The sequence below is a fragment of the Tatumella sp. UBA2305 genome, from assembly GCF_002345795.1.
In the GTDB taxonomy this organism is placed as follows: domain Bacteria; phylum Pseudomonadota; class Gammaproteobacteria; order Enterobacterales; family Enterobacteriaceae; genus Tatumella; species Tatumella morbirosei.
In genome coordinates this window covers 300,957-305,993 of sequence record NZ_DDVT01000020.1, presented here as the reverse complement: position 1 = coordinate 305,993, position 5,037 = coordinate 300,957, and the positions used below count along the sequence as shown (strand labels likewise).

Below are 5,037 nucleotides of genomic sequence, written 5' to 3'. Positions count from 1 at the left end.
GTTAAAAATGGGGGGATTACCCCCGAATGCGGTCACAGGATGGCGATATGGAAATCACAATCAGGTGAATTGATTTGGCGAAGCATACTTCAGTTGAATTTGATATCCTCATTCTGTAAGTTAATTGATGACGGTTACTTACTGTACAAGGAAACCATATGGATACGGTTGAAGAGTTAAATGGAACTTATTTTTATGCGGGTAGATCTAACCTCAAAGCAAGCGAACTATTTTTCATGATTTTTTGTGAAAAATTTATAGAGCAGCTTGGGTTAGCGGTAGCCAATTTTTACGCTATTGTAGCTTTACTGGCTGGAAGAAATGATCAGCCAATGAGAACCAAGCCTCGCAATGCAATTGACGGAACCTCGCACCTATCAAAAGCATCACGCAGAGTCTTTGGCAACGCCAAATTTCCGTACGGTATCAGATTACCAACCTTCATCGGTGGTTACACTCCCTGGACAATTAAACCCCGAATTACAGCCAAAGTAGGTACATTTGTTGGCCGAACTATTCCTGTCGTTGGCTGGGTAATTTTAGCTTCTGATGTGTCACAAATTTCATATAAAACCGTTCGTGATTACAATAAAATAGCCCGGGGTAATGATAAGGTATGGTAACGGACGAAGAGGTTCTTGAATTCTTTCGTAGCGAGCTATCAACTCCGCTTAACTGGAAGTGGCATCCAATCCCTCTGGAATTAGACACGCATCTACAGGACTATTGTGCTCCCGATGAACTTCCTTATGTGATTGAAGATTTTGGTCAGAAATTTGCTATTGATGTTTCTGCAATCAATATGAACCGTTACTGTCCGATAATAAAAATACCATTACTGAAGCGATTAACTAAAGGCCGCGAAATTATGAAAAAAATAATCTCTGAGCGCCCTCCATTCACGCTGAGAATGTTTGCTGAATCTGCCAGAGCTGGACGCTGGTTATATGATTAATCTCTCTCAGGCCGGTGATCATCAATAGCTTTGTGGCAATCCGGGTAATCATACTGCCCGGATAATCATTCAGGGCTTTCATAAAGTCGGGTATCTGCTCGACGCTCAGATGCGGGAAGTGCTTTTGCTTCAGTGCTTTCAGTGCGCCGGCTAAATCTGTCACCGGGTTATTCTCTGCCCCGCCGGTGATCACTGCGTGAGTAGATCTCTGGCGGCAAGCCTGGCGGGTCTTTTTCAGCTTATCCAGAACACCACGCTGTTCCATCTTCCGCAATACTGCCAGCATCTCAGCGGGTTTGATCTCATTAATGGCGCGTAGACCAATGAAGGGTAATATATCCTTTGTCAGGTACTCCAGAATGTCATCAGCATAGCCCTGTGACCAGTTCGGCATTTTGTGTTCGTGCCATTCGATAGCCACCGACTCAAAGCTGTTTTGTACCGCCAGCACCCTCGCCTGTTTCTCTGCCTGCTTTTCCTGCCCCGGATCACCACCAGCAACCAGAACCCTTTTGGCATTTTCTTGTTTGCTGCGGGGCTCAGATAACGTGACGTCAGGATATACCCCCACGGACAGCAACTTTTCTTTACCGCCTACACGATACTTTAAACGCCAGTAACGTGAACCGTTGGGATTCACCAGCAGATACAGGCCACCACCATCAGACAGCTTATACGGCTTTTCTTTGGGCTTGGCGGTCTCTGCCTGGCAGACATTAAAATAGAAATATCAAGAAAATTTCTAACCTGTCTGACAAGTGGAGGTGTATAATATTTAATCATTTATCTGAAGGAGATTGATTTTAAATGAAAGGAATCGACAAAAAACTTATCATCTTCACCACAAAAAAAAGATTCAATGACAGAAATGCCGATGACATGCAAAGTGGCGACATGGATGTTGATACACTGAAAAAGCATTATCATCTCGGGCAAGTATCAACTTTCATCGACTGGGATACTTTTGGTCCCTACTATCAGCATCCTGCTACTAACAATATACCGCCAGTTAGCAGAGAAAAAGCCATTGCGATGTTATATGATGAGCTACGTTCTCAGTCCTATGCATTTTCTTTTCGAGGACCCTACCAAGGCCTGATCATAAATCTTTTCAATCACATGCAACGTAGTAATGGACATGATTTTCAACATCCTTTTATGAACAATGCCTACAGAAATCTCATTTTGAGTGATAACTCTGGCGATAGTACATTATCAATAATTAAAAACACTATCGAGCAATTTGATTTTAATAAGTCACAATTGACTAAAGAACATTTTTCAAATGTGTTATCTAAAAGCCGCTTACCTAAATATACAAGATGGAAAGATTTCGTCAATGGAATGGGCATTACTGTCCATGACATAAACAGCACAGAAATCTCTATAGAAAGCCTGACCTTCCAGGGCAATAAATATACTGCGACTATCAAATACAGAGCACAAGACCATTTTGGCTTAGATAAAGAAGATATCTTAAAAGTGAAGTTTAACTCTATTGCTCTCTTTAGAATATGGTTTGTTCTACAAAGGGCAAAGCATTTTGCTCAAAAGCCATTTTTCACAAATTTTGAAGCTACTATAACATTGACAGGAGAAAACAATGTTTAAGTACAAAAGGATTGGAGCAACTTTAGTTCTTTTAATAACAGCATACTGCATATGGATTGGTGTAAGACCGGCAAAAATAGTCAGAGTTGATAATGGTGCGGTTTTTGTAGAACATTTACCGATGACTACAGAAGGCAAACTCAATTGGTGGATGGAAAACAAAGACTTACTTCAGAATAAATATCATATTATCAATACCCCTGATAACTTCACAATTATCGTCATGAATTTCGGTGGGTATAAAAAATTACCCACCGGAACCAGAGATGGTTCAATTGATGACTATACCTGCTTTGATGATACGAATGGCGAGCATAAGAAATGTGCTTATAACAGTATAGCGTTAGTTGTAAGAGGAAGCGTCAATGGGGAAATATTTATAAATATAGGTGGAAAAACATATATCCAGAGTTCTGATGGCACAGTAACACTAAAATAAAAAAGATATTTCAACCAGGGTGCATCACTATTTAAATGATCTGGCATCGTTTGCCGGTAAGTAATCCGGCGCGGCTGGCGACACCAGAGGCAATAAACCAGAGATGGTTGGTTGATTTTATTCTCGATGCTCTGGTCAGTGGCAGACGTTTCCGGACATTTGGTGACCAGTTCGGCTTTTTGTGTTCGTGCCATTCAATAGCTACCGACTCAAAGCTGTTTTGTACCGCCAGTACCCTCGCCTGTTTCTCTGCCTGCTTTTCTTGCCCCGGGTCTCCACCAGCAGACAGAACCCTTTTTTCATTTTCTCGTTTGCTGCGGGCCTCAGATAACGTGACGTCAGGATATAACCCCACGGACAGCAACTTTTCTTTACCGCCAACACGATACTTTAAACGCCAGTAATGCGAACCGTTGGGATTCGCCAGCAGATACAGGCCACCACCATCAGATAACTTATACGGCTTTTCTTTAGGCTTAGCAGTCTCTGCCTGGCGGGCGTTAAGTTTTATTTTGGGGGCATGTCTTCGATTGAACCAGCCAATACCCTAATGAACCCAACATATTCGCGGATTACAATGGGTTTAGCCGGACGTTGGCAGACAAGGAATTGGTTATGGTGCTTGATTTTACTGGTGTGAGTAGACTTTACAGGACGGTAGTAGAAGGGAAAATGGTGCGCCCTATAGGATTCGAACCTATGACCTACGGCTTAGAAGGCCGGTGCTCTATCCAACTGAGCTAAGGGCGCCCTGATTTCCGACGAATTATACGGTCACCGGTCACTGAGTCAATGTTTTTACGCGACTTTCCGTTCTGTTGCTGAAGGTTTAGGCAACTGGCAGTGATTCTTTGCCTGACAGCGTGCGCCGCTTCTGACAAAATAGGTGCCTTCACCTTATGATTCTAACTCCGTGGATTTTTTCTCTGATGTCAGCACAGATTATTGATGGTAAAACGATTGCGCAGCAGGTTCGTCTGGAAGTTGCGGAAAAAGTTAAACAGCGTCTTGCAGCGGGTAAACGCGCCCCTGGTCTGGCGGTAGTACTGGTCGGAGAAAACCCGGCATCACAAATTTATGTCGGCAGTAAACGTAAAGCCTGTGAAGAGGTGGGCTTTGTGTCGCGTTCCTATGATTTACCGGCCACCACCAGCGAACAGGAATTACTGGCACTGATCGATAAGTTAAATAGCGATAATGACATCGACGGCATTCTGGTGCAGTTACCTCTGCCGGAAGGAATCGATAACATCAAAGTGCTGGAACGGATTGCTGCCGATAAAGATGTCGATGGCTTCCACCCATATAATGTGGGACGTCTGTGCCAGCGTGCCCCGCTGCTGCGCCCCTGCACCCCGCGCGGTATTATGACCCTGCTGGAACGCTATAATATCGAAACCTTTGGCGCCAATGCTGTGGTTATCGGAGCGTCTAACATTGTGGGTCGTCCAATGAGCCTGGAATTGCTGCTGGCCGGCTGTACCACCACTGTGACCCATCGTTTCACCCGTAATCTGCGTCAGCATGTAGAAAACGCCGACCTGCTGGTGGTTGCTGTAGGTAAAGCCAACTTTATTCCTGGCGAGTGGATTAAACCGGGTGCGGTGGTGATTGATGTCGGGATTAACCGGCTGGCCGATGGCCGTGTGGTGGGTGATGTCGAATTTGAAGCTGCGGCACAACGCGCCTCATGGATTACCCCGGTGCCGGGCGGCGTAGGCCCGATGACCGTAGCGACCTTAATTCAGAATACTTTGCAGGCATGTGAAGAGTACCACGACGGAGAAAATGCATAATGGCGACTTTTTCACTGGGTAAATTCCCACACGTTGAACTGTGCGATCTGCTGAAACTGGAAGGCTGGGCCGAAAGCGGTGCTCAGGCAAAAGCCTTTATCGCTGACGGCCTGGTCACGGTTAACGGCCAGGTTGAAACCCGTAAACGCTGCAAGATTGTCAGCGGTCAGACCGTGAGTTTTGCCGGTCAGTCGATTTCGGTTATCGCGTAACCAGTAAAAATCCGCCTTCATAGA

General features: G+C 44.8%; 6 protein-coding genes, 1 tRNA gene and 3 pseudogenes. 7 read left to right on the top strand and 3 right to left on the bottom strand.

Features of this window, described 5'->3' with window-relative positions; genetic code table 11:
• Positions 1 to 158 precede the first annotated feature (158 nt).
• Together B3Z23_RS13940 and B3Z23_RS13935 are read left to right on the top strand one after the other, a co-directional pair.
• Complete coding sequence (locus B3Z23_RS13940) at positions 159 to 623, top strand: STM2901 family protein (protein WP_294911119.1); 465 nt, start codon at positions 159 to 161, stop codon at positions 621 to 623.
• Positions 617 to 955 (top strand): DUF1493 family protein, encoded by a 339-nt coding sequence (locus B3Z23_RS13935; RefSeq protein ID WP_294911117.1) that lies wholly within the window; start codon positions 617 to 619, stop codon positions 953 to 955. The genes B3Z23_RS13940 and B3Z23_RS13935 overlap by 7 nt, the downstream gene beginning before the upstream one ends.
• On the opposite strand, the pseudogene B3Z23_RS13930 reads toward B3Z23_RS13935, so the two are convergent.
• A pseudogene (locus B3Z23_RS13930) lies at positions 954 to 1,664 on the bottom strand (tyrosine-type recombinase/integrase); the annotation flags it as partial. The gene B3Z23_RS13935 and the pseudogene B3Z23_RS13930 sit on opposite strands and share 2 nt — an antisense overlap.
• 98 nt (positions 1,665 to 1,762) lie before the next feature.
• Here B3Z23_RS13930 and B3Z23_RS13925 point away from each other — a divergent pair.
• From B3Z23_RS13925 to B3Z23_RS13915, 3 genes and pseudogenes are all read left to right on the top strand, one after another.
• Positions 1,763 to 2,566, top strand: a complete 804-nt coding sequence (locus B3Z23_RS13925) for a DUF3289 family protein (protein WP_294911115.1) — start codon at positions 1,763 to 1,765, stop codon at positions 2,564 to 2,566.
• Entirely contained in the window at positions 2,559 to 3,005 is a 447-nt protein-coding gene (locus B3Z23_RS13920) for a DUF943 family protein (protein WP_294911112.1), read from the top strand. The genes B3Z23_RS13925 and B3Z23_RS13920 overlap by 8 nt, the downstream gene beginning before the upstream one ends.
• A 47-nt stretch (positions 3,006 to 3,052) precedes the next feature.
• Positions 3,053 to 3,166 (top strand): annotated as a pseudogene (locus B3Z23_RS13915) (IS3 family transposase); the annotation flags it as partial.
• Positions 3,167 to 3,168: 2 nt separating this feature from the next.
• Here the strand turns inward: B3Z23_RS13915 and B3Z23_RS13910 are convergent.
• Positions 3,169 to 3,516: pseudogene (locus B3Z23_RS13910) on the bottom strand (tyrosine-type recombinase/integrase); the annotation flags it as partial.
• A 162-nt stretch (positions 3,517 to 3,678) separates the two neighbouring features.
• Positions 3,679 to 3,755, bottom strand: a tRNA-Arg gene (locus B3Z23_RS13905).
• A 179-nt stretch (positions 3,756 to 3,934) separates the two neighbouring features.
• Here B3Z23_RS13905 and folD point away from each other — a divergent pair.
• Together folD and ybcJ are read left to right on the top strand one after the other, a co-directional pair.
• Positions 3,935 to 4,801: a bifunctional methylenetetrahydrofolate dehydrogenase/methenyltetrahydrofolate cyclohydrolase FolD gene (gene folD / locus B3Z23_RS13900; RefSeq protein ID WP_038019462.1), complete on the top strand. Its 867-nt coding sequence runs from the start codon at positions 3,935 to 3,937 to the stop codon at positions 4,799 to 4,801.
• Positions 4,801 to 5,013 carry a ribosome-associated protein YbcJ gene (gene ybcJ / locus B3Z23_RS13895; RefSeq protein WP_038018807.1) on the top strand — a complete coding sequence of 71 codons (213 nt, stop codon included), beginning with the start codon at positions 4,801 to 4,803 and terminating at the stop codon, positions 5,011 to 5,013. Before folD ends, ybcJ begins: the two co-directional genes overlap by 1 nt.
• Positions 5,014 to 5,037: the final 24 nt, after the last annotated feature.